This is a genomic window from Rickettsiales bacterium, from assembly GCA_041396965.1.
GTDB lineage: Bacteria > Pseudomonadota > Alphaproteobacteria > Rickettsiales > SXRF01 > SXRF01.
This window is the reverse complement of record JAWKXN010000001.1, coordinates 552,301-576,318: the sequence shown is the minus strand read 5'-3', so window position 1 is coordinate 576,318 and position 24,018 is coordinate 552,301. Positions and strand designations below refer to the sequence as shown.

The window sequence follows — 24,018 nt, the reverse complement described above, 5'->3', positions numbered from 1 at the left end:
AGATAAAAATGAGTAAAACATCTAATAAAATTGCGGTTATTCCCGCTGATATACGCAAAGAAAGTGGCACAGGATCCGCCCGTGCTCTACGTCGCGCCGGTAGCATACCAGCGGTTTTATACGCTAAGGGACAGGACGCTGTAAGCATCTCTATTCCGCTTAAAAACATATCAATGGAGTATGCCAAAGGTCGCTTCAAAAGCAGGCTGGTTGAGCTTAAATTCACTGATAAGACCGTACGTGCCCTACCTAAGGATCTACAATTTGATCCGGTTAGTGATTTTATAGAGCACGCTGACTTCATTAAAGTAGAAGCTGATAGCCAGATCAGAGTTGAGGTTCCAGTAAAAATATCTGGCAGAGATAAATCAGTAGGCTTAAAACGTGGTGGTGTATTAAATATAGTACGTCACGAGATAGAGTTCTTCTGTGAACCTGACCTAATACCTGATTATATTGAAATAGACATTAAATCTCTGGACATAAGTCAGAGCGTACATATCAATGACATAGAGCTACCTAAAGGCGCAATCCCAACTATTAAGCGTAACTTCACCATTATTACTATATCTGGTCGTGGTAAGGCTGATGATGTCGCGGAAACTGCCGCTGATAGTGAAGCTAGCGCTGAAGCAAAACCGGCAGAAGGTGGTGAGGAAGCTAAAAAATAATTAGTTATTATGACTTATCTGATAATTGGTCTGGGCAATCCTGATAAAAAACATCAGGGTAATCGTCATAATATTGGGTTTATGGCGTCTGACTATATTAGAGATAAGCGTAGTTTCTCAAAGCCACAGTTAAAATTCGGAGGAGAGTTATCAGAAGGTTTTATAGGAGGGAATAAGGTTTTCATATTAAAACCTCTTAGCTATATGAATCTTTCTGGAAATCCCGCTGTTAAAGCCACTAATTTTTATAAGATAGATCTGGGTAAAATAATTGTTATCCATGATGACCTTGACTTGCTTACTGGTAAAATAAAAGTAAAAATAGGCGGTGGCAATGGCGGACATAATGGGCTGAAAAGTCTGGACTCTCATTTGGGGGCTGACTACACGAGGATAAGAATAGGTATCGGGCGACCTGAGATTAAGGATATGGTGTCACACTATGTGCTTTCAGATTTTGGTAAAGATGAGAGAGAAATTATGGAAAACACGGTAGAAGCCATAAATGATAATCTTGAATTAATTCTTGACGGCAAGCAGGCAGACTTTATGAATAAAGCCTCATTACAAACTAAGAAGATATAGATAGAGGGAAAAATGGGGTTTAAGTGTGGTATAGTCGGACTACCAAATGTCGGTAAATCGACATTATTCAATGCCTTACTCTCTACTGTGCAAGCGGAGGCCGCCAATTATCCATTCTGTACGATAGAACCAAATATTGGCAAGGTAAATGTCCCTGATGATAGGATAGAAAAACTAGCAAGAATAGCTGGATCAGCTCAGATCATACCAACTCAAATTGAATTTGTTGATATAGCTGGTCTAGTACGAGGCGCTAGTAAAGGTGAAGGGCTTGGCAATCAATTCCTCGCTCATATCAGGGAAGTTGACGCTATAATATATATGCTGCGTTGTTTTGAGGATGGTAATATCACCCATGTTGAAGGCGGTGTTGACCCGATGCGGGACGCTGAGATTGTGGAAACCGAATTAATTCTCGCTGATCTTGAAAGCCTAGAAAAGCGGCTTCCCACTTTACAGAAAAAAGCTAAATCAGATAAAGAGCTTGCGGAACAGGTGAGTCTTATTGAACGGGTTATCAAAGTTGTGGCTGAAGGAAAACCAGCTAGGGATACTGAACTGTATGACGAGAAAGAAAGGCGGCAAATGAAGCTATTGCAGCTTCTTACCTCTAAACCTGTATTGTATATATGTAACGTTGATGAGGAGAGCGCGGCAGGTGGTAATAGTTTATCACAAAAAGTACAAGCTATGGCTCAGGCCAAAAACGCGGCTTCTGTAATTATCTCAGCGAAAATAGAAGCGGAAATATCAACTCTTGGCAGTGATGAGGAAAAGCGGGAATTCTTAGAAACTATAGGGCTTATGGAAACAGGGCTTTCACGAATAATAAAAGCGTCATATAGCTTACTAAATCTTCTTACTTATTTTACTATCGGTCCTAAAGAGGCAAGAGCGTGGACAATAACTAGTGGGACTACGGCTCCGGCGGCGGCAGGAATAATCCATAGCGATTTTGAGAAAGGTTTTATAAGGGCTGAGACTATCTCATATGACGACTACATAAAATGTAATGGGGAAAGTGGAGCTAAAGACGCTGGTAAATTTCGCTTGGAAGGAAAAGAATATATTGTAAAAGATGGCGATGTATTGCATTTTAGATTTAATAATTAGGTGCTATGGACTAGCAACTAAAGGTTGGAAGTAGAAAATTATAGAAATATATCATGTTTAACTTTTTTAAGAAAAAGCCAGATCATAAGCCAGTCTCACCTGTACTGGTTTGGGCTTTTTTCGCTTTTCTTATCTATGCGTTTATTACCAATGGTATTGGTAAAAAAAACCACCAAAATGCTGTAGAGTCTTTAACCAAAAATCATAATAGTGAAGAAGCTCTGTCTCTTGGCTCAATATTTGACGACAAAAAAATAATAAATATTGAACCGTTAAAAGGTAAACTTTTCCCAGTAAAAACTAGAAGGTTGAGCGCTACTGACGCGGAAGTAGGCGAAGGTGACGGCGCTATTTGTGGTCAGAAAGTTACTATAAATTATCGCTCGTTTGCGGAAGAAAAGAAAAATGAGGACTCTAAAGAACAAGTAGAGATAATCAGCAAAAAAGAAATTGAGAATAAAAAAGCGATTAGCTTTATAATCGGCGCTGGAGAATCAATGCCCGCGCTTGAGAAGGCGGTTATAGGCATGAAAAAAGGTGGTAAGCGTAACATATTATCGCCACACCATATGGCGTATGGCGCTGATGGATTTAATAAAGATAGCATAACGGATGATACCGACACTAATTTTGAAGTTGAAATGGTTGATATATCGCCGAAGATTCCAGATATATCAGCCTTTAAGGTGCTAAATGACGCTCCGTATGATAAAGGAGCTTTTTATAGTTGTGGGGATGAGGTAAAACTCAATATTTCCATCTGGGATATAGCTGGAAATAAATTATATGATAATATGGATAGCGACAAAAAAGAGACTATAAGTTTTACCATAGGCGCTTCAGATACTTTCTTCGCCTTAGAGCAAGGAGTTCTGGGTTTAGAGCCAGGCAAGAAAAGAGTTATAATAGCGCCGCCATCTACCCAAAAACCGCTAATAGAAAATTCTAATCAGATTAAGTTACCTCTTCCCAAAGAGCAAACAGCGATTATATATATAGAGGCTATACCTTAAATAATTCTACCGTATTATTCAACAACACACATAATTACAGGAAATATCATGTCAAACATCGCAAACCGATTAAGCGTCGTAAAACCATCCCCTACCCTTGCTGTTACCGCCAAAGCCGCTGAGCTTAAGGCAGCCGGAAAAGACGTAATAGGGTTAGGCGCTGGTGAGCCGGATTTTGATACACCGGAGCATATCAAAAAAGCCGCTATTGAGGCGATAAATAAAGGAGACACCAAATATACGGCGGTCGCTGGAACTCCCGCTCTTAAAAAAGCCATTATCAGCAAATTCAAAAGAGAGAATAATTTAGAATATGCCGTGAGTCAAATTATCGCTGGAGTTGGCGCGAAGCAGATAATATTTAACGCTTTTCTTGCCACATTAAACGCTGGAGATGAGGTTTTAATCCCAGCTCCTTACTGGGTATCTTACCCTGACATGGTATTAATCGCTGAAGGAAAGCCAGTTATAATAGATTGCCCAGAAGAAAATGGCTTCAAACTAACAGCGAAAGACTTAGAAAAAGCGATAACCCCAAAAACCAAATGGTTGATACTTAACTCGCCATCCAATCCAACTGGAGCGGCTTATAGCGAAGTTGAGCTTAAAGCTTTGGCTGACATACTGCTTAAGCACAAGCAAGTTATGGTGCTTGCTGATGATATTTATGAGCATCTGGTTTATGACGGTTTCAAATTCCATACGCTAGCTGAAGTTGCGCCGGAATTATTTGACCGTGTACTTACCGTAAATGGTGTTTCCAAAGCTTACGCCATGACTGGTTGGCGTATAGGTTACGCCGGTGGGAATAAAGAAGTTATAAAAGCAATAGCTGATATTCAGTCACAAAGTACGTCTGGTGCTTGTTCTATAAGCCAAGCGGCATCTGTGTGCGCTCTTGACTCGTCGCAGGATTTTATGAAAGAGTGGAATAAATCATTCGCTGGTCGCCGTGATTTGGTGGTAGACGCTCTAAATAATATAGATGGTATAAGTTGTCTAAAGCCAGAAGGCGCTTTTTACGTGTTTCCAAACATAAAAAAATTACTTGGCAAAAAAACTTCTCAAGGCAAAGTTATAAAAGACAGTAATGATTTTTGTGAGTATCTATTGGAAGAAGCACTAGTGGCGGCGGTCGCCGGAAGCGCTTTCGGTATGGAAGGATATTTCAGAATATCCTATGCCACCAGCGAATCAGCCCTACAAAAAGCTATGGAGCGAATAAAAACCGCCTGCGCGGGGCTGGAAGGTTAGAAGAAAGAAGGATAGAAAATTCGGAAGTGAAGGATAAGTTACTTGCTTCCGGTTTTATCTACTCTCAAATGTAATCCCAACGTAGCGAAGCGACGAAGGATCTTTTTAGGCATAATTAAAAAAGTGTGATGCTAGAATCTGCATAATTGCTTTATAAAACAATGCGATATACTGTATTTTTAAAAAAGGATTATAAAAGTGTCTAAAAACGCTGTGTAAAATGCGGTTTGAGCAGCATAAAAAGCAATGGCAAATTGCGTGGTCGTAAACGGTATCGTTGCAACTTGTGCTTACATCAATGGGTTGATAAGCGCGGCAAAAAAACCGACTATAAGCGTTACTATTTAGACTGGCTGCACAAACGCCGAACACTAGCAGAAATTGCTAGCATTCTTGATATTTCCATCCCCAAGCTCACCAAGGAATTTGATGCTCTTGAGTGGGCAGAAGGATTAATTTTTCCTGCCTCAAAAGAAGCGATTAACCTGCTCATGGATGCGTCTTTCTTCGGCAGAGAATATGGCTATTTCTGTGCGCATGATGGCAGCAGAATCATTTATTACCAAGAGATCAAAACCGAATCAGTGAAGCATTTGCGTGAAGCTTTGCATGAGCTTGTGCAGGCAGGATATTGCTTCAAATCAGTGACCATTGATGGGCGCAAAGGGTTTTATGAAAACATCAGAAAAACACTTGGTGGAGTACCAATTCAAATGTGTATTTTCCATCAAAAAGCGATTGTAAGGCGATATACTGGAAATAATCCAAAGCTCCGTCCTGCAAAGGATTTGAAGGAGTTGATGGAAAAATTATGCAATACCGAACCAGAAGATTTTGTGGCTCAATTTTACGCTCTGGCAGAGCAGCACAAAGGATTCCTGAATGCCAAAAAGGGTGGAAGATTTACGCACGGAAGGACGCGTTCTGCATATAATTCCGTGCAAGAAAATCTGCACAGGCTATTTACATACAAGGAATTTCCAGAACAGAATATTCCGCCAACAACCAACCATCTAGAAGGCTTCTTCTCTCACCTCAAGGAAAGAATAAATATCCACCGTGGGTTGAAACTCCATAGAAAGAAAAAAGCTATAAAAGCTTTCCTCAATTCTTTCTAAAAAGCATCACACTTTTTTAATTATGCCTATTTTTAAGATTTCTCAACTCGCTAATGCTCGGTTGGAATTATACATTTTTTTGACTTACAGAAAAACTCTAAGCGGCGAATTTTATAAGTAGTTGATCAACCGCCACTGTATCCTTAGCGCCAATCTCTATTTTTTCTATAGTCGTAGCGTGATCGGCGTAAATGACATTTTCCATTTTCATCGCCTCAATTACTAGCAACTCCTGACCAGCGTTTACCTGCTCACCTTCTTTAACCTTAAGCTCAACGATAAGTCCGGCAATCGGCGCGAGCAATTGATCTTTACGATTCCTATCTCTTTTCTCTGGCATGAACTGCGCTAGTTCAGCTACTCTTGGTGAGCGCACCCTCACCTCCGCGTCCGCGCCACCATAGGTAAGTATATAACCTTCCTCAAGATTCTTTATATGAACGGCGACCGGCTTACCATTTATAGTTGCTTGAAATAAGCTACGCCCGATTTTCCATTGAGTTTTTACTGATATAAGCTTACGATTGTGAGTAATAAAATAGCCTTGATCTTGATCCGGACGAACATAAATATTATAATTTTCATTATCAACACTTACCACCCAGTGCGAACCAATAGCTCGCTCTCTACCATAAAGCTGACCACTTACTTTCGCAGCTCGTTCGGCGTCACGTAGGAATACAGTGACCGCAGTACCTAAGAAAGTTTTGGTAATATCAGAAGTAAGTTCCGCGCCGATAAAACCATCAGGATATTCTTCCTCAATAAAATTTGTGGATATATCGCCTTCCTCAAAACGTTTATTAGCAAGTATGGCTTCCAAAAAACTGCCATTATGAGAAATTCCCTCTATAACAAAAGAAGAAAGAGCAGTTTTCAAAGTATCAATCGCCTCCTTACGATCATCGCCGTAAGAGCATACCTTAGCGATCATCGGGTCGTAGAACATACTTACCTCACCACCTTCATAAATTCCGGTATCAATCAAAATATTGTCTATATTTTTTGGCTCAATATAACGACCTACCCTACCGGTAGAAGGCAAGAATCCACGCTTTGGATCTTCGGCGTAGAGACGAGCCTCAAACGCCCATCCCTCAAACTCTATATCTTTCTGCTTTAATTCTAATTTCTCACCAGCAGCAATGCGAATCATCTGCTCAACCAAATCTATGCCGGTGATAAGCTCGGTAACACGATGCTCAACCTGCAGACGGGTGTTCATCTCAAGAAAATAGAACTGGCTGTTATTATCAACTATAAACTCCACAGTTCCAGCAGATACATAACCAACTTCCTTAGCAAGAGACACCGCTTGTTCTCCCATTTTACGGCGTACTTTATCACTTATAAAAGAGCTCGGCGCTTCTTCTATAACCTTTTGGTGGCGGCGCTGAATTGAACATTCACGCTCACCAAGCCATATCGTATTACCATAACTATCAGCGAGTATCTGAATTTCTATATGGCGGGGATTCTCAAAAAACTTCTCTATAAAAACCCGACTATCCTTAAAGCTACTAGCGGCTTCTGAAGCGGCGTGTTTAATGCCATCAATCAGTTCTTTTTCATCACGGGCTACCCGCATACCTTTACCACCACCACCGGCGGCGGCTTTTATCATAACCGGATAACCGATATCAGCGACTATCTTAATTGCTTCCTCGTTAGAGGAGACAACATCCAAATTACCTGGCACGGTAGATACCCCCGCTTTTACCGCTACTTTCTTTGATTCTATTTTATCTCCCATCCGCCTGATAGCGTCAGCACCCGGTCCAATTAGAGTTACTCCTGCCTCCTTTAGTCTTTCAGCAAACTCAGCGTTTTCAGACAAGAAGCCATAACCCGGATGAACTGCTTGCGCGCCACTAAAATCAATAGCACTCATAATATTATCTATGTTCAGATAGCTTTTAATTGATGGAGACGCTCCGATATAAACCGCCTCATCCGCTTCCTTAACATGTAACGCGCTAGTATCTGATTCTGAATATATAGCGACTGTTTTGATACCCATCTTACGACAGGTTTGAATAATACGAACAGCTATTTCGCCTCGATTTGCTATTAAAATTTTATTGAACATATGTTAAAGACCTACAGAATATAAAAAATGTTAATCCTAAGTGGATTATATTTGTAAACTGCGGCTAAAACTAATTCAATGTAAAAGTTGAATGGAGATAAGGTATTTATATTTGCCCCGTGAAAATATACTGATTTTCATATACGTAATGGATCAGAGCTAACAAGGCAAAGCTGTATTCAGAAAAATAATCGCTACTAGCTTAAAATATCTAGTAGATTCTGTTGCAAGCGGTCAGCTACCTGTATTGACTTCAGGTTAGCCTTAAAATCATAAGAGGCGATTTGCTGATCCACTAATTCCTTAGCGATATCAACATCAGGAAACTCAACAAACCCTTCCGTGTCAGCTTGTGGACTATCAGGGTCTTGTCTTCTTACAGTCGCATTATCAATGTCTCTTATCTCAGTACGAACACCACCGGAGCCTAAAGAAATCTGCACAACATCTTTTGGAATAAACGGCTTATTGGTGGTAACACCATTTACCTGTGTCGCCGTACTTTGTTGATTAGCCACATTATTAGCGCTTACCTCTAGCCTTCTGCTAGCGGCGGCAAGACCGGAAAGGACGGAACCTACGGCATCTACCATGAGAAAATCCTTATATATACTCGTTCACCATTACAGTATATATAAGATAAATTAATCAATTATTAATATATGTTAAAATTTTAGATAAATACATATTAGGTGCTAGGTACTAGAGGTAACGCATGAATATAGCTCAATAATCTCCTTTTCCCGCTCTGCGTCGCACGAGGATAACTGGATGGCTTTTCGCAGGATTTTCTCTAAGGAAATACACCTCTATTTCCTGTCCTTTTTTTACCTGCTGCCATAAATCAGAAAACTCTACCGTATCCTCACCAGTATATTCCTTACCCTCTACCATGTAGCTGTAATTTATAATCCTCTCCACTCGGGAAGGATGGTCAGCCTTACGCGTCTTTTCATATTTTTCAATGACTATGGCTGTAACTACCTCCGCTCGGTCAGCAAAATCTTTAATACCTCTCTTCTGCCAACCTGCCACGACGAAGACTAGAAAGATAAAAATAACAACTAAAAGCAACTTTATCATTTTACGTTATAACGAGTTATAATGGTAGATTATCATGCTTCTTCCAAGGATTTTTAATATCCTTACTACGTAGCGTTGAAAGCGAGCGGCATATTCGCCAGCGTGTATTCTGCGGTCTGATAATATCATCAATAAAACCTCGTGATGCGGCGACAAATGGAGAAGCGAATTTAGCACGGTAATCGTCAATCAATTTCTGCTCTTCCTCATCGTTAGCGAATTTACCACGAAATACTATCTCAACAGCTCCCTTAGGTCCCATAACCGCGATTTCCGCTGATGGCCAAGCGTAATTAACATCGCCACGCAGATGTTTACTACTCATAACGTCATAAGCGCCACCGTAAGCTTTACGGGTTATCACGGTAATTTTCGGCACGGTAGCCTCCGCGTAAGCGAACAGCAACTTAGCTCCATGCTTAATTACCCCATTATGTTCTTGATGAGTTCCGGGCATAAATCCTGGAACATCAACAAATGTAACTAGCGGTATTGAGAAAGCGTCACAGAAACGGATAAAACGAGCGGCTTTACGAGAAGCGTCAATATCAAGACAACCGGCGAGTTGAGTTGGTTGGTTAGCGACAAAACCAACCGTATGTCCCTCCATTCTACCAAAGCCGATAATTATATTTTTAGCGTAATCCGGCTGCACCTCAAAGAAATCACCCTCATCAACTACTCTTTCCAAAAGCTCTTTCATGTTGTAGGCTTTATTTGGATTTTCCGGTACTAAGGTATTTAGTGACATCTCCACCCGATCCGCAGGATCAGAGGTTGGGCGCACTGGAACACCTGTCTTATTAGAAAGCGGCAAGAAATTAAACATCCGACGCACCTGAATCAACGCCTCTATATCGTTATCATACGCAAGGTCAGCGACACCGGTTTTATGAGTATGGGTATCCGCACCCCCTAACTGTTCTTGACTTACTATCTCATGAGTTACGGTTTTAACCACGTCAGGACCAGTTACAAACATGTATGAAGAACCACGTACCATTATTATGAAATCGGTAAGTGCCGGAGAATATACCGCGCCACCAGCGCATGGTCCCATTATCACCGATATTTGTGGAATAACGCCAGAAGCGAGTACATTGCGCTGAAAAATCTCAGCGAACCCACCAAGCGAATCGACACCTTCTTGGATACGCGCTCCTCCTGAGTCAAGCAAACCGATAACCGGCGCTCCTACTTTCATCGCCATGTCTAAAATCTTGCATATTTTCTCAGCATTAGTCTCAGACAGAGAGCCACCAAGAACCGTGAAATCCTGACTATATATATAGACTAACCTGCCGTTTATCGTTCCGTGTCCGGTAACACAGCCGTCACCAGGTATCACATTATCTTGCATGCCAAAATTAGTACAGCGATGCTCAACGAACATATCAAATTCTTCAAAGGAATCCGGATCAAGCAATACATCTATACGCTCACGAGCGGTAAGTTTTCCTTTAGAGTGTTGCGCGTCGGTTCTTTTCTGACCGCCTCCTCTACGCGCGCCTTCCCTACGATGCTCTAATTCAGCGATAACCGTGTCTGACTGCAAAGGGGCTTTCGCAGTCATTTGTGCTATAATTTCTTTACTAATAACATTTTTTCTTTTTGCTATTGTCATTATTTTTTCCGATGAAGTTAATAAAAATATAGTAGCACCTTAATAGCCTGTTTATAACTATCCAAGCAAGCTTAAAAAATGTCCGGCGGCGATAATTTCATCTTCCATTTTTCCCGCTCTGTGCTCCGCTTCTTCATCACGCCCCCATTTTTCCGCCTGAAAATTCTCCTCCAACCGTGATAAGTCAAAAGCCTCCGCCGCGCTTATCTGCTTCTCACAGACTGCTATGGCAAGAGCGATGGATGAGCAAAGCGAGGAGATTACACAAAATGCCGCTATATGCCACTCATCAAGTGATTCTAGGTAACGTCTTATGGCTTTATGCACAAGCGGTGACTGGTCAAGCGGCATCACTCCGCTGGTGATTTGCCAAGATACATCAAACCTCCTGCCTAAATTATCCAGCACATTTCCCCATTTCTGGTTCTGCAACTCAGCTAATTCGTCGGAGCTGGTAGCACGATAAGTAAGAGCGTCACTATCAACATATACCATCAGCGCCTCAACGACATCATTTTTTCTAGCGGATATTTTGTCTATCGCGGTATAGGCAAGCGCGGTGAGCGGCATTTTACTACTGTCATACCGCACTCGTTGCGGTATCCGGTCTTTTTTATTTTCAGACCCCGCAACAAGTGCGGGGTGACAATTCCATTCTTTCTCTATCGCTTCTTTAAGAGAATTAGAAGACAAAACGAATTCATTCTTCGCCGGTGTGTGTGTCGGGATGGTCATATTGTTTTTTTCCGTGTCAATTTTATTACCATCAATATGACTACGGCAAGAGCAATAATAGCAAATTGATAGATTGGAACAAACAAAAACACCAATGCGCCTTGTGGGTCTGGATTTATGAATACACTATTAATTATTTCTCTAATAGCAAAAATAGTAATAGCGGCAACAACAAACAAAATTGGTATAATATCCGTCTTATTTTTTACTATATAGCGTATCAATAGCGCTAGAGTCGCATAGGGCAATGATAACCACGCCCCTACAGATAATGTTGAAATCAAGTTTAACGGATTCAGCCAATACATAAAAATAAAATTGCCGATGCTTACCAAGCCTAACAGCAATAAAATAAATCTCTTCATATATCCTCCATTATTGTTAATTTTTTAGAATATTTAAGATAGCCCCCTCATCCCAAACGGCAATATTTAATTCCGGAAGGTTAGGCATTTTTTCTCTATCACCGTGAATCCAGAAAGTAAAAAACGGTTTCTTGAGCAAGTTTAATTTATTCTGTGTTTCTCGTATTTTTTTAATATCACTGGCAGAGCTTATCAGAAATAATGATCTGTCACATTCTTCTGGATTAGAGCAAAATTCAACATGATTAATATCATGGATTAAAGCCATTCCTCGTATAGCGTCAAACGCCATGTTATCGGCGGGTGAAGTATAATACACGTATAATTTCATGATCTGGATGCCCCAATTTCATTTTCCACTCTACCCTTTACCACATCGTCACGGTAACTTTGGGTACGCATTAAATGTCGCTCTTCACCTTTTTTTCTATCATCCTCATGTAAGTAGGTTCGGGAGTGAAGTGCCCGTAAATTATCAAAAACCAGCAAATCTCCATGCCCTAAAATCACTCCTTGATTTATTTCGGCCAAAACATTGGAGACTTTTTTGATGAGTGCTTGTACTCTGCCTGTATCTACATTGTGATTCCTAACAGCTTCTTGATCAACTTTTATTCTATCCAAGTTGCCATGCATTTGCATTTCTGTAAAATCACCTTCTAAATTACATTTGAGCATAGCTCTGGTACAAGGCAAAGCATCTTGAAATCTTTTGGTATCAGGGGTAAATTTAAACACAGGAAGTTTTAATAAATCCAATTCTTCTTTACTAAACTCTTTTATAAAAATACGTTTTGCGTCTTCTAATGGTAACAAAATAGTTGGTGTTTTTTTATTACGTAACCCAAGCAACATAATTTGCATATCATTATCACCTAAATGTGATGCATCCTCTGTATGTAGCTCAAACAACATAGAACCATAACTACTTTTGGAATCCTCCTTTCCTTTCCGCGGTATTAGCCAATGGTAACGCCTGCCATCTTGCAGAGATTTTTTCTGAATTGGAGACATACTACTCAATGTATTAAATGCCTCTAATGCCCATTCCGTTATATATCCTTTTTTCCCAGTTTTTTCCGGTGGAGAGTGAGAGAAATCTTTGGGGTTTGTCGGCGGGGAAAGCAAATCCTCTTTTGCGTCTACAGGAAAGTTCTTGATAAGTAATGGTGGATTGTTTCTTCCTTTACGGAGATTCCCTGTAAACTCTAATAGTTCCTTAGCGTTTTTTGCTTCATTTCCTTGCTCTTGCGCTACTTTCTTAAGCGCGTCATGCATTTTTACTGCCAGAGCATATCTTTTGCTTTCAAAATCCACGTAAGGATTATCATCACTGCAATGTTCTTTGATGTAAGCAATAAATTCCTGTTTAGCAGTTTCAGGAAAATTAACTGTTTTTGGAGTTATAATTTCAGTTTGCTCAGGGTGCATTTCATGTAACCAGATTAATTTTCTTAAATATTCTAAATGAATAAAAAGATAAACGCAATTTAATTAATCCCCAGATTCTTAAAGCTTTTTTGCATATGTTCAGGAAATGGGGCAGTTATATCTATTTTTTTGCCACCTAAAAACGCCGGAATAACTATCCTTCTTGCGTGCAGGTGCAAGCCGTTTTCTATACCTATGTTATTCTCATTGCCATTAATTCCACCATATTTACCATCTCCCACTATCGGGCAACCAATCGCCTGCATATGCACACGCAGCTGGTGGGTGCGTCCGGTAAGTGGCTTTAATTCCACCAGTGCGTATTCTTTGCCAATAGAATCCAAAACCAGATACTCGGTTATCGCGTATTTTCCATCTTCCTCATCTACCTCTATTTTTTCGTATGAGCCGGTGGAATTACCGGTTTTAATTAAGCTGTAATCTATAGTTCCCTTTGCTTGTTTTGGGCGATTATTGACAAGAGCAACATAAGTTTTCTCTATTTTCTTATCAGCGAACATTTTGGTTAAGTAGTTAGCTGACTGACTATTTAGAGCGAGCGCCAATATACCACTAGTATCTTTATCTAAGCGATGGACGAGTTTAGGGCGAATCTCATTTCCAGACTTAAGTCCATCAAGCAATCCGTCAACGTTTTTTCTTATTTTGCTACCACCTTGTGTGGCAAGACCTGACGGCTTATTTATTATAATTAAATTATTGTCTTTATACAGAACGAGACTATTTATAAATTTTATATCATCCTTACTTATACTGGACTGTCTTGTTGTAGGCGGTAATTTGTCAATAAATTCTGGATAGCTTATATTTTGTCCACCGCTTATTCTTGTTGACGATTTCACCTTATTGCCATCAAGACGTATTTCCCCTTTGCGCAGCATTTTTTCTAACGATGAGTGATTTAACGAGGGATAATTACGCTTAAACCATCTATCCAACCTAATATTATCACTATCGTTTTCAACAAGCTTATTTACAATCATTATACGATAATCCGTACAACAAACATGCCGCAAACCAAAGCGATAACAGAAGCTATTATGGATGATAAAATGTAATAAACAGCGCTGCTGTAAGCACCTTTTTCAATTAGGTAAAACAAATCAAGACTAAATGTAGAAAATGTGGTAAATCCGCCAAGAAGACCAACAGCGAAAAGTAAATGTAAATCTTTTGATTTAGATGGCAGCCAATAAGCTACCGCTGCTATCCACACTCCCATCAGGAACGAGCCTACGATATTCACAGCAAGAGTAGAATAAGGAAACTCACTTAAGGTAATACGTCCGACAAAAGACATAAGCAAATAACGAAGTAGTGAACCAACAGCACCACCAACCATAACATATATCAATGACATAAGATTTATCATTCCGTTATGACTCCAGAGCTATTAAACTTACCAGAACAACCTATATTTAGAATTTTACTAAACTACAACTAGCCTACTTTATTTTCTCTGCAAAAATAAAGTTATTCCATTCGCTTCCATCTTCTCTCTAAAGGGCTAAGACGAGACAAGTTATTATAACTAAGCAGCGACAGCGTCCTCAGTTTCAACTGGCGCGCCAGAATCTTTGCCTTTCGCTGACTCATCACGATCCACAAACTCTATAATCGCCATTGGAGCGTTATCACCATAACGGAAGCCTGCTTTAAGCACCCGCAAATAACCACCGTTACGAGTCTTATAACGTTCAGCTATAGTAGAGAAAAGTTTTCCGACTATCTCCGCATCCTTGACGAAAGCTATTGCTTGACGACGAGCGTGCAAATCACCTCTCTTACCAAGAGTTACTAGTTTCTCAACTACAGGACGCAAATCCTTCGCTTTAGGCAAAGTCGTAGAAATTTGCTCATGTTTTATCAACGCATTCGCAAGATTAGCAAACATCGCCTTACGATGTGCTGACTTACGACCCAATTTGCGACCTTTCATACCGTGACGCATTTTACTACTCCTCAAATGTTTCTTAGACTAACGTCTATGATTAATATGGATCCTCGTATTTACGAGCTAATTCTTCTATATTCTCTGGGGGCCAACTTGGTACTTCCATACCAAAACGCAGCCCAATTTTGGCCAATTTTTCTTTAATCTCATTTAGTGATTTACGACCAAAATTAGGTGTTTTAAGCATCTCACCCTCAGTTTTTTGTACTAAGTCACCAACATAGATGATATTGTCATTCTTAAGACAGTTAGTAGCTCTTACTGAAAGCTCATCAAGATCATACACCTTCTTGAGCAGATAGTGGCTAAATGGCAACTCTGGCTTTTCATCTTCTTTTTGCTCTATACCAGCTTCCTCAAAATTGATGAATAGCTGCAGCTGCTCTTGTAAAATACGAGCGGCAAGAGCGACAGCGTCTTCAGCGGTAATTGAACCATCGGTCTCAATGTCCATAGATAATTTATCGTAGTCAGTTATCTGACCAACACGAGCATTATCAACCTTATAGGAAACTTTTACAACAGGGCTAAATAAAGCATCAACAGGGATAAGACCTATTGGAGCATCCTCAGCACGTTGAGCGCGTACATAGCCTTTACCGGCTTCTACTGTCATCTCCATATCAAGCTTAGCGTCCTTATCAAGAGTACAGATTACATGGTCTTTATTTACCACCTCTAAATCACCTGACACTTCTATATCAGAAGCTCTAACCTCTCCAAGACCATTCGCCTTAAGGGTTATCTTCTTTTTATCGGCGGTCCCTGTCTTAAAACGTAGCTCTTTGATATTAAGAATCACATCTGTTACGTCCTCACGTACACCTGGTATTGAGGAGAATTCATGAAGAACGCCTTCAACCTTTATAGAAGTTACCGCAGTTCCCCGCAATGACGATAATAAAACACGACGTAACGCCACACCAAGAGTGTGTCCAAAACCTCTTTCCAAAGGCTCGGCTATAACAGTAGCCTGACATGAATTGCTTTTTGAAGCTACCACATCAAGTTTGGTCGGCTTAATCATATCCTGCCAATTTTTTGCCAACATTTACATTCTCCTAAGTATCAAGCTATAAATCAAAACAACAAAAACCAATAAAAAACCCCAACACTCACACCCGACGACGTTTTGGTGGGCGGCAACCATTATGAGGAACGGGCGTGACATCCTTTATGGAGGTCACCGTAAAATCAATTGCCTGAAAAGCGCGAAGAGCTGACTCACGACCAGAACCAGGTCCTTTCACTATGATAGAAATGGTTTTCATACCATGCTCCTGAGCTTTTCTACCAGCATCCTCAGCGGTTACTTGCGCGGCGTACGGAGTAGCCTTACGAGATCCCTTAAAACCGTGGTGTCCAGCAGACGACCATGACACAGTATTGCCCTGCATATCGGTTATCGTTATGATAGTGTTATTAAAAGATGCATTAACATGAGCCACACCTGTGGTTATATTTTTACGCTCACGTTTCTTAAGCCTCGCGGCACCCGCTTCTTTAGCTGCCATTTTTATTCCTTTTCAACTAACTATTTACTATTTACTTGCTATTTTTTTACCAGCTATCGGCTTCGCCTTACCCTTACGAGTACGGGCGTTAGTATGAGTACGCTGCCCTCTCACCGGCAACTTCTTCCTGTGACGCAAACCACGATAACACCCTAAATCAACCAATCTTTTAATATTCATGGATATTTCACGACGAAGATCACCTTCAACCATATAATCACGGTCAATAATCTCACGCACCTGTATTACCTCAGACTCAGACAGTTGATGCACCCGCTTTTCAGGCGACAATCCAGCCTTTTCACATATTTGTGCGGATTTAGCACTTCCAATACCATAAATGTAGGTAAGCGCCACATCAATACGCTTCCCAGAAGGTATATTTACACCAGCAATACGAGCCACAAAAAAACCTCTTAAATTAACAAATTACAAATTAATAAATCACAAAAAATAGTCAAGAAGAGGAAGGATAATAGGGAAATTATCGCTTCCGTCAATATGTTTTATCTATTTTTTTTCACTATTTTCAAAATATCATCAATACTTTTGGTAACGTCACCAATTTCAGCCATTCCATCGACAGATTCTAGCATCCCTTTTTGCCGATAATAAGGCAATAATGGGGCTGTTTGCTGGTGATAAGCCTCTAAGCGTTTTGCTACCGTACCAGCATTATCGTCAGCACGGCGGGTGAAATCAGTAGCGCCACATTCATCACAAACCCCGTCTTTTTGAGGTTTCTTGAAGCTATCGTGATAGCCAGCGCCACAGCCAGAACAGGAAAATCTTCCAGCTATACGTTTTACAAGAGCCTCATCATTAATCTTTATCTCTATAACACAATCTATGGCTGCCCCCTCACCTTCAAGCATATCATCCAGAGACTCCGCCTGTTTTAATGTGCGTGGAAAACCATCCAATATAAAACCATTGACACAATCAGACTGTTTTATTCGCTCACGAATCAAATCAAGCACCAATTCATCTGGAACAAGTCCACCGTTATCCATAATATCCTTAGCTTTCGTACCGATATCGCTACCAGAGGCAACAGCAGCGCGCAACATATCGCCAGTTGAAAGCTTGGCTATTGATAATTTATTTTGAAGATATTGCGCCTGAGTACCTTTTCCGGCACCAGGAGGACCAAGTAGAATTATTTTCATTTAATCCTGCCTTTCAAACGAGCTTTTTTAATTAACCCCTCATATTGGTGTGAAAATAGATGCGACTGTACCTGAGTCACGAAATCAATAACCACATTTACGACAATTAGAAGTCCAGTCCCACCAAGCTGGAAAGGAACAGAATATTTAGCGACAAATATCTCAGGCATAACACAAACCAAAGACATGTATATAGCGCCAACCGCAGTAAGCCTAGTAAGGATAAAACTAAGATAATCAGCAGTCTGCTTCCCTGGTCTTACACCAGCGATGAAACCTCCGTTCTTCTTAAGATTATCCGCTGTGTCCTCCGCGTTAAATACAACAGATGTGTAGAAAAAACTAAAAAACACTATAAGCCCTACATACGAAACTATGTATAATGGCTCACCATGAGCGAGGTAAGCGCTTATAGTTTGCAAAACACCGCCTCCTTCAGCGTTAAAACTAGCTATCGTAAGCGGAAATAGGAGTAGCGAGCTAGCGAATATTGGCGGAATAACACCGGCAGTATTAATTTTAAGCGGCATATGGTTAGCTTCCCGATCTCCCATTTGTCTTCTTGGGTATTGGATTACCACTCTTCTCTGCGCGCTTTCAATAAAAACTATTAGGGCGATAAGAGCTAGCACAACAAGAATTATCAATAACACAAAAGGTGTGGAGAGCTCACCAGTACGACCTAGTTCAAAAGTCTGACCGATAGCACTTGGCAGGTTTGCTACAATACCGGCGAAAATTATTAAAGAAATACCATTCCCGATACCGCGAGCGGTCACTTGCTCACCAAGCCACATCAGAAACATGGTACCACCAATTAAGGTAACAGTCGTGGTAAACCTAAAAAAAGCACCCGGATCCATAACCGCGGAACCTCTGCTTCCGGTCATTCCCTCAAGCCCCACCGCAATACCATATCCTTGCAAAGCGGCAAGAAACACTGTTCCATACCTAGTATATTGGTTTATCTTTCTTTGCCCAGCCTCACCATCCTTTTTAAGAGCGGCAAGCGATGGTATAGCATAGGAGAATATCTGCATTATAATTGAAGCAGATATATAAGGCATAACAGCAAGGGCAAAAATAGACATACGAGATAAACCGCCACCAGAGAACATATTGAATACTCCGATAACACCACCTTGGTGTCTTTCAAAAATCTCAGCTAGTATATTAGGGTCAATTCCTGGGACTGGTATGTAAGTTCCTATACGATATACGATTAAGGCACCCAGCACAAACCATAAACGTTTTTTCAGTTCAGTCGCTTTTGAGAAGGTGCTGAAATTCATATTACTAGCAAAACGCTCAGCGGCTGATGTCATATTAAAACCATTCTATTAAATTACAGACCAGATACAGACCAGAAAAATCGTAACTGAAATTTCTAACAAAATACACAGCTATACTCATTATGAATAAAAATTACTCAAAACTAGTATATAAATAAGTTTTACAACTTATGCTGATAATATAATTTTACCACCATTTTTTTCAATAGCATTCTTAGCACTATCTGAGACAAACTTAACAGTAATATTTACTTTTGCTGATAATTCACCTTTGGCAAGAAGTTTTACCTCAGTGGCGGTTTTACGAACCAATCCTGACTCTTTTAGCTCATTAAGACCGATATCGCCTGCCTTAAGCTTGCCATTATCAATCGCTTTTTGGATAGAACCAAGATTCACCACCTCATATTCATGACGTGTGTAGTTATTAAATCCACGCTTAGGAAGACGACGATGTATAGGAGTCTGACCACCTTCAAAACCATTGATGCGAACACCAGTACGCGCGGTTTGACCTTTGCCACCACGACCACATGTCTTACCCTTACCAGAGCCTATACCACGTCCAACACGCATTTTACGGTGCCTAGCTCCATCATTATCTTTTAACTCATTTAACTGCATCTTCTTATTCCTAAAAACTTACATTACCAATCAACTATAGTTAACCAACAGACTCAACTTTTACCAAGTGACGAACCTTGTAGATCATACCACGTATAGATGGTGTATCCTCAAGAACACGACTTCTGTGGCGCTTATTAAGACCAAGACCGACAAGAGTAGCCCGCTGATCAGCCTTACGACCGATAGTACCAACCATCTGGGTTACCTTAATTTTACCAGCAGTTGTCCTCTTACTTTCCCTTTCCGCATCAGCTTTATTGCTATTAGAAAACCCTCTGAAGGTTTTAGGCTTCGCAGCAGGCACAGATTCCACTTTTTTAGGCTCAGTTTTTTTACTATCAACCTTTTTAGCTGTTTTTTTGGCGGTGCTTTCCGCTTTAGCGGGAGATTTCTTTGCCTTAGCCTTTTCTGATTGCTCTTTCTTTGTAGATTCAGTCGCCATATTACTACTCCTTCGCCTCTTTAACTATTTTTTCTGGCTTAGATGAGGCTGCCTCTATCGCTTTGCCTTCACGACGCTCTACTATCTCACCGATAGCTTTACCACGCTTAGCCGCGATCGCGCGTGGCGACTTCATACCTTCAAGAGCATCAAAAGTTGCTTTTAACATATTATGCGGGTTAGAAGTACCAACTGACTTAGCGACTACGTCCTGTACGCCCAACGCCTCAAAAACAGCACGCATAGGACCACCAGCAATGATACCGGTACCGACCGGAGCTGTGCGTATAATAACCTTACCAGCGCCAAAACGACCATAAAGATCATAATGCACTGTACGACCCTCACGTAGTGGAATTCTGACCATTGACTTCTTCGCGTTATCGGTAGCCTTACGCATAGCGTCAGAAACTTCCTTAGCTTTGCCAGAACCATATCCTACCCTACCCTTGCCATCACCAACAACGACAAGCGCAGCGAAACCAAAACGGCGACCACCCTTAACCACCTTAGCGACACGGTTTATAGAGACCAACCTGTCAACCAGATCAGACTGTTCTTCGCGGTTATTTTTCTTATCATTACGTTCTGGACGTACCATATTAATTTCCCTAACTATTAATTAAAATATTCGTAAATATCAGTTAAAACGCTAAACCTGCCTCACGCGCGGAATCCGCCAAAGCTTTAACACGACCATGAAACAAATAGCCACCACGATCAAATACAACTTCCTTTACATCAGCTTTCTTCGCTCTTTTCGCGATTAAAGCACCGGTCAATTTAGCCGCCTCAATTGAGCTGGTAGACTTAACACTTGTTTTTACTTCTGAATCAAGAGAGGAAGCGGCAGCAACGGTAGCTCCTTTGCTATCATCTATTAACTGGGCGTAAATATGTTTACCAGAGCGAAAAACGCTAAGACGCAAGCGATTATTCATTTGCCTACGAAGATTATAGCGAACACGCCTCCTACGGCGTTCAAATAACATTTGAGATTTATTTACCTGAGACATTATTTTTTCTTCCCTTCTAACTTACGGACAAATTCACCCTTCTTACGAACACCTTTACCTTTATATGGCTCAGGTTTACGCAGCGCCCTAATCTCAGCGGCAACCTGACCTATAAGCCTTTTATCAAAACCAGATATAGCAACTGACGTTGGTTTTTCACAGACTATAGATATACCTTCTGGAATCGCGTATTTTATCTCATGACTAAAACCGAGTGATAAGGTTAGATAATTTTTATCAGCCGCCGCACGAAACCCGACACCTTGTATCTCAAGCTCAACAGTAAAGCCTTTAGACACTCCATCTACCATGTTATTTAGCTGACTACGGGTTGTTCCCCACATAGCTCTGGAATGTTTATCACTCTTATTTACTGGCAGGACAATAACCTTGCCGTCATCAACGGTAACATTAACACTGGAAGAAACCGGAGCTTTTAGCTCTCCCTTCGCCCCTTTTACCGCTATCTCACCAGCGTCAACTGTAACCGTAACACCGGATGGAATAACAACTGGATGCTTACCTACACGAGACATTTTATCCTCAACTTCCTAACAACTAAAACTAAACAATTACCAAAATAAACTCTAAAATACTGAACAAAGAACCTCGCCGCCAACATTAGCCTTGCGAGCGTCAAAATCCGACATAACGCCCTTTGAGGTAGAAAGTATAGCGATCCCAAGACCATTAAAATACTTAGGAAGGCTAGAAATCTCACTGTAAACTCTACGACCCGGCTTGGATATACAGTTTATTTCCTTGATGACACGCTGACCACCCTCATATTTCAAAGTAATATCAAACTTAGCTTTACCACTTTCCTCAACACGCTTGAACCCTTCTATAAACCCTTCCTTTTTAAGAACCTCCAAAACTCCTCCAAGAAGTTTGGTAGCCTGACAGCTAACGGTAGAAAGACGGGCTGACTGTCCGTTACGAATCAGAGAAAGCATATCAGCGAGACGATAATTCATTGACATAACTACCTCCTACCAACTTGCCTTAGTAAGACCAGGTACACGTCCAAACGCTCCTAGCTCACGTAATTTGATACGAGATAATTTGAACTTGCGGTATACTCCACGAGCACGACCAGTAAGCTCACAACGATTACGATAACGGGTTTTCGCTCCGTTTCTTGGCAAAGCCGAAAGCTTCATTTGCGCCTGAAGACGCTCATCAAAAGGAAGCTCTCTATTCATAACGATAGATTTTAGTTCCTTACGCTTAGCGGCGAACTTTTCTATCTTCGCCATACGGTTTTTGTTTTTATTTATAGAACCCACTTTAGCCATAATCTTTAATCTCTCCGATCTACTTTACCAACTTATTTGACGAATTTACCTTATAAAAGGCATATTAAACGAAGATAGCAGAGCCTTTGCTTCCTCATTATTATTTGCCGTACTACATATTATAATATCCATACCACGAATCTGGTCTATCTTATCATAATTGATCTCAGGAAATACAATTTGCTCTTTAAGACCAAAAGCGTAATTCCCGCGACCATCAAAACTCTTCGGCGAAATACCACGAAAATCACGAACACGCGGCATAGCAACATTAACCAAACGATCAAGAAACTCATACATACGATTACCACGAAGCGTAACCTTACAGCCTACTGGCATATTCTCACGTAGCTTAAAACCAGCGATAGCTTTCTTCGCTCTGGTTATAACAGCTTTTTGACCAGAAATAAGAGTAAGTTCTCCTACCGCGTTCTGAATAACTTTACTATCAGCTACAGTCTCACCAACCCCCATATTGATAACAATCTTATCAAGTTTAGGAACCTGCATAACATTCCCATAATTAAACTGCTTCTGAAGAGCTGGACGAATATCCTTCTCATAAACAGATTTAAGACGTGGAACATAGCCACTTGACGCGGTTTTCTTTGCCTTACCAGCCATTATACTACCTCTCCTGAACGCTTAGCGACACGCACCTTACGCTCACCTTCCATTTTATAACCAATACGTGTAGGCTTACCAGAGCCAGCATCAACAAGAGCGACATTTGATATATGCAAAGGCGCTTCTTTCTCTATGATGCCACCAGCAGACTCCCTGCTCGGCTTGGTATGACGCTTAACCATGTTAAGCCCACTTACAATAACCCTGCTTTCATCGGTGATTACTTTGGTAATCTTACCTTTCCTGCCTTTTTCCTTACCGGCGATAACAACTACCTCATCACCTTTTTTTATTTTGAATTTAACAGCCATTTTCAATGATTCCTTAACTTATAATACTTCCGGCGCTAGTGACACAATTTTCATAAACTGCTTAGCGCGCAATTCACGAGTAACAGGACCAAATATACGAGTCCCTATAGGTTCGTTCTGCTTGGTAAGCAACACAGCGGCATTTTTATCAAAACGGATGGTACTACCGTCAGGACGATGTATATCACGACTAGTTCTGACTATAACAGCGCGATGAACCTCTCCTTTTTTGACCTTACCACGAGGTATAGCGTCCTTTACCGACACCATTATAACATCCCCAACAGAAGCGAACTTACGTCCAGCCCCACCAAGAACCTTTATACACATAACCCGACGAGCTCCTGAATTATCGGCCACCTCAAGTTTGGATTGCTGTTGTATCATATCACTTCTTTCCTACAAAACTTACTGTATATTTCCATCAAAATCTTACGAATAAACAACTCGCCAGCTTTTAGTCTTGGAAACTGGTACAGACTCTTCAATCTGCACTTTATCACCAATCTTAAACTGGTTTTTCTCATCATGCGCCGCATATTTCTTGGAGCGACGGATAGTCTTTTTATAAAGTGGATGAGAAACCCTACGCTCAACCAGAACAGTTACGGTTTTCTCAGCTTTATCACTAACTACTACACCTTGTAATACACGCCTTGGCATGAT

33 protein-coding genes are annotated in these 24,018 nt (G+C 40.8%); 6 read left to right on the top strand and 27 right to left on the bottom strand.

The annotated features are described in order from the left end of the window. The first annotated feature begins 8 nt into the window (after positions 1–8). The 6 genes from R3D71_02985 to R3D71_02960 all read left to right on the top strand — a co-directional run bounded on the left by R3D71_02985 (position 9) and on the right by R3D71_02960 (position 5,754). Entirely contained in the window at positions 9–671 is a 663-nt protein-coding gene (locus R3D71_02985) for a 50S ribosomal protein L25/general stress protein Ctc (GenBank protein MEZ5690615.1), read from the top strand. Positions 672–680: 9 nt separating this feature from the next. Then, complete coding sequence (gene pth, locus R3D71_02980) at positions 681–1,256, top strand: aminoacyl-tRNA hydrolase (GenBank protein ID MEZ5690614.1); 576 nt, start codon at positions 681–683, stop codon at positions 1,254–1,256. Positions 1,257–1,268: 12 nt separating this feature from the next. Further along, the gene (gene ychF / locus R3D71_02975; GenBank protein ID MEZ5690613.1) at positions 1,269–2,369 is read left to right on the top strand and encodes a redox-regulated ATPase YchF; all 1,101 of its coding nucleotides are present in this window, start codon (positions 1,269–1,271) and stop codon (positions 2,367–2,369) included. A 53-nt stretch (positions 2,370–2,422) separates the two neighbouring features. After that, entirely contained in the window at positions 2,423–3,382 is a 960-nt protein-coding gene (locus R3D71_02970; GenBank protein MEZ5690612.1) for an FKBP-type peptidyl-prolyl cis-trans isomerase, read from the top strand. Positions 3,383–3,430: 48 nt separating this feature from the next. Next, positions 3,431–4,636 (top strand): pyridoxal phosphate-dependent aminotransferase, encoded by a 1,206-nt coding sequence (locus R3D71_02965; GenBank protein ID MEZ5690611.1) that lies wholly within the window; start codon positions 3,431–3,433, stop codon positions 4,634–4,636. A gap of 227 nt (positions 4,637–4,863) precedes the next feature. Beyond that, positions 4,864–5,754 carry a hypothetical protein gene (locus tag R3D71_02960; GenBank protein MEZ5690610.1) on the top strand — a complete coding sequence of 297 codons (891 nt, stop codon included), beginning with the start codon at positions 4,864–4,866 and terminating at the stop codon, positions 5,752–5,754. A 97-nt stretch (positions 5,755–5,851) separates the two neighbouring features. Here the strand turns inward: R3D71_02960 and R3D71_02955 are convergent, their stop codons facing one another. The 27 genes from R3D71_02955 to rpsQ all read right to left on the bottom strand — a co-directional run bounded on the left by R3D71_02955 (position 5,852) and on the right by rpsQ (position 24,015). After that, the gene (locus R3D71_02955) at positions 5,852–7,843 is read right to left on the bottom strand and encodes an acetyl/propionyl/methylcrotonyl-CoA carboxylase subunit alpha (GenBank protein MEZ5690609.1); all 1,992 of its coding nucleotides are present in this window, start codon (positions 7,841–7,843) and stop codon (positions 5,852–5,854) included. A 197-nt stretch (positions 7,844–8,040) separates the two neighbouring features. Further along, complete coding sequence (locus R3D71_02950; protein MEZ5690608.1) at positions 8,041–8,436, bottom strand: flagellar basal body rod C-terminal domain-containing protein; 396 nt, start codon at positions 8,434–8,436, stop codon at positions 8,041–8,043. Positions 8,437–8,569: 133 nt separating this feature from the next. After that, a complete protein-coding gene (locus tag R3D71_02945) occupies positions 8,570–8,926 on the bottom strand; it encodes a DUF3592 domain-containing protein (protein ID MEZ5690607.1) in 357 nt (118 codons plus the stop codon). A gap of 16 nt (positions 8,927–8,942) precedes the next feature. Further along, complete coding sequence (locus R3D71_02940; GenBank protein MEZ5690606.1) at positions 8,943–10,499, bottom strand: acyl-CoA carboxylase subunit beta; 1,557 nt, start codon at positions 10,497–10,499, stop codon at positions 8,943–8,945. 108 nt (positions 10,500–10,607) lie between these two features. Then, positions 10,608–11,285: an ATP12 family protein gene (locus R3D71_02935; protein ID MEZ5690605.1), complete on the bottom strand. Its 678-nt coding sequence runs from the start codon at positions 11,283–11,285 to the stop codon at positions 10,608–10,610. Next, entirely contained in the window at positions 11,282–11,650 is a 369-nt protein-coding gene (locus tag R3D71_02930; GenBank protein MEZ5690604.1) for a hypothetical protein, read from the bottom strand. The genes R3D71_02935 and R3D71_02930 overlap by 4 nt, the downstream gene beginning before the upstream one ends. Positions 11,651–11,666: 16 nt before the next feature. Next, positions 11,667–11,981: a hypothetical protein gene (locus R3D71_02925; GenBank protein MEZ5690603.1), complete on the bottom strand. Its 315-nt coding sequence runs from the start codon at positions 11,979–11,981 to the stop codon at positions 11,667–11,669. Further along, the gene (locus tag R3D71_02920) at positions 11,978–13,081 is read right to left on the bottom strand and encodes a hypothetical protein (protein ID MEZ5690602.1); all 1,104 of its coding nucleotides are present in this window, start codon (positions 13,079–13,081) and stop codon (positions 11,978–11,980) included. The genes R3D71_02925 and R3D71_02920 overlap by 4 nt, the downstream gene beginning before the upstream one ends. 59 nt (positions 13,082–13,140) lie before the next feature. Then, a complete protein-coding gene (locus R3D71_02915) occupies positions 13,141–14,085 on the bottom strand; it encodes an RluA family pseudouridine synthase (protein MEZ5690601.1) in 945 nt (314 codons plus the stop codon). Next, positions 14,085–14,462, bottom strand: coding sequence for a fluoride efflux transporter CrcB (gene crcB, locus R3D71_02910; protein ID MEZ5690600.1), 378 nt, complete (start codon positions 14,460–14,462; stop codon positions 14,085–14,087). The genes R3D71_02915 and crcB overlap by 1 nt, the downstream gene beginning before the upstream one ends. Before the next feature lie 171 nt (positions 14,463–14,633). Beyond that, entirely contained in the window at positions 14,634–15,053 is a 420-nt protein-coding gene (gene rplQ, locus R3D71_02905; GenBank protein ID MEZ5690599.1) for a 50S ribosomal protein L17, read from the bottom strand. A gap of 40 nt (positions 15,054–15,093) precedes the next feature. After that, on the bottom strand, positions 15,094–16,107 hold the full coding sequence (locus R3D71_02900) for a DNA-directed RNA polymerase subunit alpha (GenBank protein MEZ5690598.1): 1,014 nt from the start codon (positions 16,105–16,107) through the stop codon (positions 15,094–15,096). 64 nt (positions 16,108–16,171) lie between these two features. Next, a complete protein-coding gene (rpsK, locus tag R3D71_02895) occupies positions 16,172–16,570 on the bottom strand; it encodes a 30S ribosomal protein S11 (protein MEZ5690597.1) in 399 nt (132 codons plus the stop codon). A gap of 27 nt (positions 16,571–16,597) precedes the next feature. After that, positions 16,598–16,975 carry a 30S ribosomal protein S13 gene (gene rpsM, locus R3D71_02890; GenBank protein ID MEZ5690596.1) on the bottom strand — a complete coding sequence of 126 codons (378 nt, stop codon included), beginning with the start codon at positions 16,973–16,975 and terminating at the stop codon, positions 16,598–16,600. Between the two features lie 101 nt (positions 16,976–17,076). Continuing rightward, entirely contained in the window at positions 17,077–17,739 is a 663-nt protein-coding gene (locus R3D71_02885) for an adenylate kinase (GenBank protein ID MEZ5690595.1), read from the bottom strand. Then, on the bottom strand, positions 17,736–19,031 hold the full coding sequence (gene secY / locus R3D71_02880; protein MEZ5690594.1) for a preprotein translocase subunit SecY: 1,296 nt from the start codon (positions 19,029–19,031) through the stop codon (positions 17,736–17,738). The genes R3D71_02885 and secY overlap by 4 nt, the downstream gene beginning before the upstream one ends. Before the next feature lie 168 nt (positions 19,032–19,199). Next, positions 19,200–19,655 carry a 50S ribosomal protein L15 gene (gene rplO / locus R3D71_02875; GenBank protein ID MEZ5690593.1) on the bottom strand — a complete coding sequence of 152 codons (456 nt, stop codon included), beginning with the start codon at positions 19,653–19,655 and terminating at the stop codon, positions 19,200–19,202. A 40-nt stretch (positions 19,656–19,695) separates the two neighbouring features. Further along, entirely contained in the window at positions 19,696–19,869 is a 174-nt protein-coding gene (gene rpmD / locus R3D71_02870) for a 50S ribosomal protein L30 (GenBank protein ID MEZ5690592.1), read from the bottom strand. A 235-nt stretch (positions 19,870–20,104) separates the two neighbouring features. Further along, on the bottom strand, positions 20,105–20,701 hold the full coding sequence (rpsE, locus tag R3D71_02865) for a 30S ribosomal protein S5 (protein MEZ5690591.1): 597 nt from the start codon (positions 20,699–20,701) through the stop codon (positions 20,105–20,107). 43 nt (positions 20,702–20,744) lie between these two features. After that, entirely contained in the window at positions 20,745–21,116 is a 372-nt protein-coding gene (rplR, locus tag R3D71_02860) for a 50S ribosomal protein L18 (GenBank protein ID MEZ5690590.1), read from the bottom strand. After that, positions 21,116–21,652 (bottom strand): 50S ribosomal protein L6, encoded by a 537-nt coding sequence (gene rplF / locus R3D71_02855; protein ID MEZ5690589.1) that lies wholly within the window; start codon positions 21,650–21,652, stop codon positions 21,116–21,118. Before rplF ends, rplR begins: the two co-directional genes overlap by 1 nt. 51 nt (positions 21,653–21,703) lie before the next feature. Continuing rightward, a complete protein-coding gene (gene rpsH, locus R3D71_02850) occupies positions 21,704–22,099 on the bottom strand; it encodes a 30S ribosomal protein S8 (GenBank protein ID MEZ5690588.1) in 396 nt (131 codons plus the stop codon). Between the two features lie 9 nt (positions 22,100–22,108). After that, entirely contained in the window at positions 22,109–22,414 is a 306-nt protein-coding gene (rpsN, locus tag R3D71_02845) for a 30S ribosomal protein S14 (protein MEZ5690587.1), read from the bottom strand. 45 nt (positions 22,415–22,459) lie between these two features. After that, positions 22,460–23,038 (bottom strand): 50S ribosomal protein L5, encoded by a 579-nt coding sequence (gene rplE, locus R3D71_02840; GenBank protein MEZ5690586.1) that lies wholly within the window; start codon positions 23,036–23,038, stop codon positions 22,460–22,462. Continuing rightward, positions 23,038–23,352 (bottom strand): 50S ribosomal protein L24, encoded by a 315-nt coding sequence (gene rplX / locus R3D71_02835; protein ID MEZ5690585.1) that lies wholly within the window; start codon positions 23,350–23,352, stop codon positions 23,038–23,040. Before rplX ends, rplE begins: the two co-directional genes overlap by 1 nt. A gap of 18 nt (positions 23,353–23,370) precedes the next feature. Then, positions 23,371–23,739 (bottom strand): 50S ribosomal protein L14, encoded by a 369-nt coding sequence (gene rplN, locus R3D71_02830; GenBank protein ID MEZ5690584.1) that lies wholly within the window; start codon positions 23,737–23,739, stop codon positions 23,371–23,373. 45 nt (positions 23,740–23,784) lie between these two features. Next, complete coding sequence (rpsQ, locus tag R3D71_02825) at positions 23,785–24,015, bottom strand: 30S ribosomal protein S17 (GenBank protein ID MEZ5690583.1); 231 nt, start codon at positions 24,013–24,015, stop codon at positions 23,785–23,787. Positions 24,016–24,018 lie beyond the last annotated feature (3 nt).

Bases quoted from the DNA above. Each gene is read 5' to 3' on its own strand.
- R3D71_02955 (MEZ5690609.1), bottom strand. From the start codon at position 7,843: ATGTTCAATAAAATTTTAATAGCAAATCGAGGCGAAATAGCTGTTCGT.
- R3D71_02940 (MEZ5690606.1), bottom strand. From the start codon at position 10,499: ATGACTGCGAAAGCCCCTTTGCAGTCAGACACGGTTATCGCTGAATTA.
- R3D71_02900 (MEZ5690598.1), bottom strand. From the start codon at position 16,107: ATGTTGGCAAAAAATTGGCAGGATATGATTAAGCCGACCAAACTTGAT.
- R3D71_02920 (MEZ5690602.1), bottom strand. From the start codon at position 13,081: ATGCACCCTGAGCAAACTGAAATTATAACTCCAAAAACAGTTAATTTT.
- R3D71_02935 (MEZ5690605.1), bottom strand. From the start codon at position 11,285: ATGACCATCCCGACACACACACCGGCGAAGAATGAATTCGTTTTGTCT.
- secY (MEZ5690594.1), bottom strand. From the start codon at position 19,031: ATGAATTTCAGCACCTTCTCAAAAGCGACTGAACTGAAAAAACGTTTA.
- rplO (MEZ5690593.1), bottom strand. From the start codon at position 19,655: ATGCAGTTAAATGAGTTAAAAGATAATGATGGAGCTAGGCACCGTAAA.
- R3D71_02950 (MEZ5690608.1), bottom strand. From the start codon at position 8,436: ATGGTAGATGCCGTAGGTTCCGTCCTTTCCGGTCTTGCCGCCGCTAGC.
- rplF (MEZ5690589.1), bottom strand. From the start codon at position 21,652: ATGTCTCGTGTAGGTAAGCATCCAGTTGTTATTCCATCCGGTGTTACG.
- R3D71_02945 (MEZ5690607.1), bottom strand. From the start codon at position 8,926: ATGATAAAGTTGCTTTTAGTTGTTATTTTTATCTTTCTAGTCTTCGTC.
- rplR (MEZ5690590.1), bottom strand. From the start codon at position 21,116: ATGTCTCAGGTAAATAAATCTCAAATGTTATTTGAACGCCGTAGGAGG.
- R3D71_02885 (MEZ5690595.1), bottom strand. From the start codon at position 17,739: ATGAAAATAATTCTACTTGGTCCTCCTGGTGCCGGAAAAGGTACTCAG.
- ychF (MEZ5690613.1), top strand. From the start codon at position 1,269: ATGGGGTTTAAGTGTGGTATAGTCGGACTACCAAATGTCGGTAAATCG.
- R3D71_02970 (MEZ5690612.1), top strand. From the start codon at position 2,423: ATGTTTAACTTTTTTAAGAAAAAGCCAGATCATAAGCCAGTCTCACCT.
- rpsQ (MEZ5690583.1), bottom strand. From the start codon at position 24,015: ATGCCAAGGCGTGTATTACAAGGTGTAGTAGTTAGTGATAAAGCTGAG.
- R3D71_02930 (MEZ5690604.1), bottom strand. From the start codon at position 11,650: ATGAAGAGATTTATTTTATTGCTGTTAGGCTTGGTAAGCATCGGCAAT.
- R3D71_02985 (MEZ5690615.1), top strand. From the start codon at position 9: ATGAGTAAAACATCTAATAAAATTGCGGTTATTCCCGCTGATATACGC.
- rplE (MEZ5690586.1), bottom strand. From the start codon at position 23,038: ATGGCTGGTAAGGCAAAGAAAACCGCGTCAAGTGGCTATGTTCCACGT.
- R3D71_02965 (MEZ5690611.1), top strand. From the start codon at position 3,431: ATGTCAAACATCGCAAACCGATTAAGCGTCGTAAAACCATCCCCTACC.
- R3D71_02925 (MEZ5690603.1), bottom strand. From the start codon at position 11,981: ATGAAATTATACGTGTATTATACTTCACCCGCCGATAACATGGCGTTT.
- rpsE (MEZ5690591.1), bottom strand. From the start codon at position 20,701: ATGGTACGTCCAGAACGTAATGATAAGAAAAATAACCGCGAAGAACAG.
- rpsN (MEZ5690587.1), bottom strand. From the start codon at position 22,414: ATGGCTAAAGTGGGTTCTATAAATAAAAACAAAAACCGTATGGCGAAG.
- rplX (MEZ5690585.1), bottom strand. From the start codon at position 23,352: ATGGCTGTTAAATTCAAAATAAAAAAAGGTGATGAGGTAGTTGTTATC.
- rpsH (MEZ5690588.1), bottom strand. From the start codon at position 22,099: ATGTCAATGAATTATCGTCTCGCTGATATGCTTTCTCTGATTCGTAAC.
- rplQ (MEZ5690599.1), bottom strand. From the start codon at position 15,053: ATGCGTCACGGTATGAAAGGTCGCAAATTGGGTCGTAAGTCAGCACAT.
- pth (MEZ5690614.1), top strand. From the start codon at position 681: ATGACTTATCTGATAATTGGTCTGGGCAATCCTGATAAAAAACATCAG.
- R3D71_02915 (MEZ5690601.1), bottom strand. From the start codon at position 14,085: ATGATTGTAAATAAGCTTGTTGAAAACGATAGTGATAATATTAGGTTG.
- crcB (MEZ5690600.1), bottom strand. From the start codon at position 14,462: ATGTCATTGATATATGTTATGGTTGGTGGTGCTGTTGGTTCACTACTT.
- rpsK (MEZ5690597.1), bottom strand. From the start codon at position 16,570: ATGGCAGCTAAAGAAGCGGGTGCCGCGAGGCTTAAGAAACGTGAGCGT.
- rplN (MEZ5690584.1), bottom strand. From the start codon at position 23,739: ATGATACAACAGCAATCCAAACTTGAGGTGGCCGATAATTCAGGAGCT.